The sequence below is a fragment of the Snodgrassella sp. CS2 genome (assembly GCF_050310315.1).
In the GTDB taxonomy this organism is placed as follows: domain Bacteria; phylum Pseudomonadota; class Gammaproteobacteria; order Burkholderiales; family Neisseriaceae; genus Snodgrassella; species Snodgrassella alvi_E.
Window position 1 is genome coordinate 1 of the sequence record NZ_JBNPBA010000023.1, and the last position, 3,525, is coordinate 3,525.

The window sequence follows — 3,525 nt, forward strand, 5'->3', positions numbered from 1 at the left end:
TCTTTCAGCAGGACCATATATTTCACCTAACCAATCTTGCATTTCTTTCGAACCTACATATTCATTTTTTGGGCGTGGTAGTGAGCGAAGCTCTTGGAAACACTCGTCACTAGCTTTTTCTTCAGCTGGAGACAGTTTTTGTGTTTCTCCATTCCAAAAACGTACTACCCACTCATAACACCCAGATAAAAATAAAGAAAAAAAACATATTGTTATTATATTTTTAAAATATCTCATTTCAATTCGCTCCGTTCTTTGCTCTTGAAGGTTTCACTAAAACTGGTATAGATGGGTTATCTTTGTTTATATTATGATTTGGACCTTTTTTCCATTTATTATTAAATTCAGTATCATAAGGATTTTTATTAACTTTATCTCCCGTCAAGTTTCCATCTTTATCAATATTTCTTCCTTTTTCATCTACCAAAATATCTTTTGGTTTTTCTCTGAAATAACTACTGTGCGAATACATAAACGGTTTATCTTCTACACCACCTGTAGGTGGATTACCTCCTATTGTATACTGACTACGAAACAATATTAGCGGACTTCTACCCACAAAATCGGTGTAATGCACTGCTGAATATGCTTTACTTCCTTCATAACCATTTATTAGTAGCTGGTCTGCATACTGTTGTACATTAGTTGCTTTACCGTAAAATCTTGCTTCTCTTATTGGTATGCCGGTTAATCCATTTCGATTAGCATACTGTAGGGCATTACTTGCCGTCATCCCACCACGACTGTGGTTACTTAGGTCTATTTTATAGCCTTTTTCTTTGGCATACTCATAAAGTAATATATTTGCTTTCTCTGAATTGGTCAAAGGAAGGTGGCTACCGCCCAAATCATTCACTTTATCATAAAATGCATATACTCCTTCTGATAAAAAGTTGCTGGTTGGCGGATTGGCAACTACATAGATACCATCTGCTCCTGTTTCCCACAAGTTCTGCTTAACCGCATTTTTTAATGCATCATTTAATGGGTTGAGTATGCCAGGATTGGATATGGTTATTACACCTGTGTTCTGTCCAGGTTTGATTTCATTTATATCAAATATCTGTCTTTTATTCCCTATTTCTGCATAGGGACTGTCTGCATCTATCGGTCTGGTTTTCTTGTTATCGAAACTATTATTGGAACAATATAAACCATCTTGTGCACAGGTTACATTCCATATCTGTATTGGTCTTCTGGCTGCTCTAACTGCGGGGTCAACAATAGCGTCGCCATCTGCATAAACCAGTGCAGCAGTATTACCATACCCATAAACCGTACCTAATATCATATCTGTATAGAAGGCGGCTTTGTCCCATTTATCGGCACTACCTTCCAGTGCAAGTGATTCATTTGTATTGTAGCCATTTTTGCCGTCTACGTAGTTTTCCTTACGGATATTTTCTGCCTGCTGGCGTTTATTGTCGGCAATGGTATGTAAGGTTTTGCGTAATTCCTGCCTGTTCTGGTCAAATTCCTGTGTGACTTCACGCTGTGTATCCAGCTCTTTCTGAACTTTGTCTTTGTCAAAGTTGTTGCTCAGATAGCCGGCTTTATCCGCATAGTTGTCGCTGCTGGTATCGGTATGAATTCCAGCTATGGTTTCGGCTACACTTTTGCCAGTTTTCTGCTGCTGGGCAGCAGCATCCGTGATGATGATGTTGCCAGTATTGATGCCGCTGTGGGTGGTACTGCTGCTATGGCCACTATCATGTCCGAAGCCAAGGGACTTGCTGGCACCCGTTTCACCCTGATTAGCCAGATTAATCTTGTCATTTCCAGTAGGCTGTTTTTGTCCCAGTGATGAACCGCTGAGACTGCCACTCCCACTTAAACCAATACTGCTACCACTGTAATCACTATGATTATGAATATCACTACTGGTCAGGCTGCCGGTAATTACTTGGTTTTTGCCTGCCGCTTCGGCTGCTGCGGTAGAGGTGATGATGGCACCTTTGAGGTCGGTATTACCTTTGATGTTGAGCTGGTAGCCATTGTCACCGGCAATGATGCCGCTTTGTTCTGTTACAGCAGCATAATCGGCTTTAATTTTGCTTTTACTGAAGCTGGCAGAGGCACCATAGCCTACGGTGACCTGCCCGCTGATATTCTGCTGTTTGCTGTTGTATTTGGCGGTGTCCTGCAAGCTTTCGATATTTAGTTCGGCTGCATCAATCTGTACGCCTTTACCTGCTACCTGTGCGCCTTTGATGTTGGTGGCTCCGCCGCTGATGAGGCTGGTGTTACCGCTGCTGCTTCCAATATGGCTGTTGCGGTAGCTGGTTTCGTCGCCGTTGCCATGTCCTTTGCCGCGGTTGGCACCTGCGGTGATCTCGCATTAACCACAATATCTTTTTCACATAAAAAACCCACCTATATTAAGGTGGGTTGGTGCGGATAAATGGCCTAGTTCCTTTTCATCAACGGTTTAATCTGGCGACGTTTTACCATCTAGCCCTTACTTGTCGATAACGGTACCCTGTATAGTTCCTATTGTTTTAATATGGAACTATTTCACCTCGTGCTCTACGCTCAGCATCACGTTTCTTCGCTTGCATTGAAGAGTAAGCTCCATAGGTTGGTGTTCCACGTTTTATCATACAAAGTTCATACATAGGCTCATTAAATACACCATTTGGGTAACCTTTTTCTTGAAGTCGATTTTCCGGCTTATGTGCCAAATCAGTGCAATAGGCATCATTTTTTTTTCTCAGCTCTTTCATTTGCGAAGATTCAGAATTGTAATAAGCATCACTTTTTCTCTGATAGCTAATATTTGCCGATTTTTCAATATAATAACCGTTATACCAGTCCGATATACTGCAACCACCTAATACCAGACTTATTCCTGTCAGAATTAATAACTTTTTTCTACTTGGGTGGATCTGCATAGTATTTCTTTCCTCCATAGTTAAAGTAGCGTTTGCCATTAATCTCATGAATTGGTATCTGTGTAGTTTTAATCGGTTTTAGTGTTTTTTTGTCATAAGTTGTCATGTTACCTTGTCGGTCTACCAGATTGATATTTCCATCTTCTCCCACCACTACTGCTTGAGCAAGTGTCGGATTATCATTTCGTCCATCTTGATTTAATTTGGGTTCCTCTACAGTTTCACTAATTTTATTAAATTCAGGGTTTTGAATCTTTTCTTTGGTGTTTTTATCAATATATTCTTCACCATTTGCGTCAACCAAATATCGTTTCAGATAATAAGCACCATTATAACTACTGTGACTGTAGCAGGAACCTAACGGATTACCTGTACAATTTCCTGCAGTTACCGGATTCAGGCCTACCAATCTGCCAACAAAGTCTGTATTGTTATTGCCCAGAAACAAGGTGTTGCTAATACCATGTTTATCAACATAGTTATTTTTTCCAGCATATCGTATTCGCCTACGATATTGGCTGCCGGCCCTAGATATTTGGTTTTTTCAATTGGTATATCGGTTATTCCTTTTACATTTTGCAGATAAGCCGTGCTGACTTTGTCTGTCAGAGAACCGCGGCTGTGGTTGTTAAAC

The 3,525-nt window shown here is 40.5% G+C and carries 5 protein-coding genes; all 5 read right to left on the bottom strand.

Annotation, left to right across the window (positions count from 1 at the left end):
* Positions 1 to 237 (bottom strand): hypothetical protein (locus ACQP6D_RS11040; RefSeq protein WP_427858243.1); only part of this gene is annotated, 237 nt, incomplete at its 3' end.
* A gap of 1 nt (position 238) precedes the next feature.
* Positions 239 to 2,332, bottom strand: coding sequence for a hemagglutinin repeat-containing protein (locus ACQP6D_RS11045; protein ID WP_427858247.1), 2,094 nt, complete (start codon positions 2,330 to 2,332; stop codon positions 239 to 241).
* A gap of 166 nt (positions 2,333 to 2,498) precedes the next feature.
* Positions 2,499 to 2,891, bottom strand: coding sequence for a hypothetical protein (locus ACQP6D_RS11050; RefSeq protein WP_427858244.1), 393 nt, complete (start codon positions 2,889 to 2,891; stop codon positions 2,499 to 2,501).
* Positions 2,872 to 3,339 carry a hypothetical protein gene (locus tag ACQP6D_RS11055; RefSeq protein WP_427858245.1) on the bottom strand — a complete coding sequence of 156 codons (468 nt, stop codon included), beginning with the start codon at positions 3,337 to 3,339 and terminating at the stop codon, positions 2,872 to 2,874. Before ACQP6D_RS11055 ends, ACQP6D_RS11050 begins: the two co-directional genes overlap by 20 nt.
* The coding region (locus tag ACQP6D_RS11060) for a hypothetical protein (RefSeq protein WP_427858246.1) at positions 3,294 to 3,525 on the bottom strand (232 nt) is incomplete at its 5' end. The genes ACQP6D_RS11055 and ACQP6D_RS11060, both read right to left, overlap by 46 nt.

What these genes read in the sequence shown, in the direction of transcription:
- ACQP6D_RS11050 (WP_427858244.1), bottom strand. Translation starts at nt 2,891, where the DNA reads ATGCAGATCCACCCAAGTAGAAAAAAGTTATTAATTCTGACAGGAATA.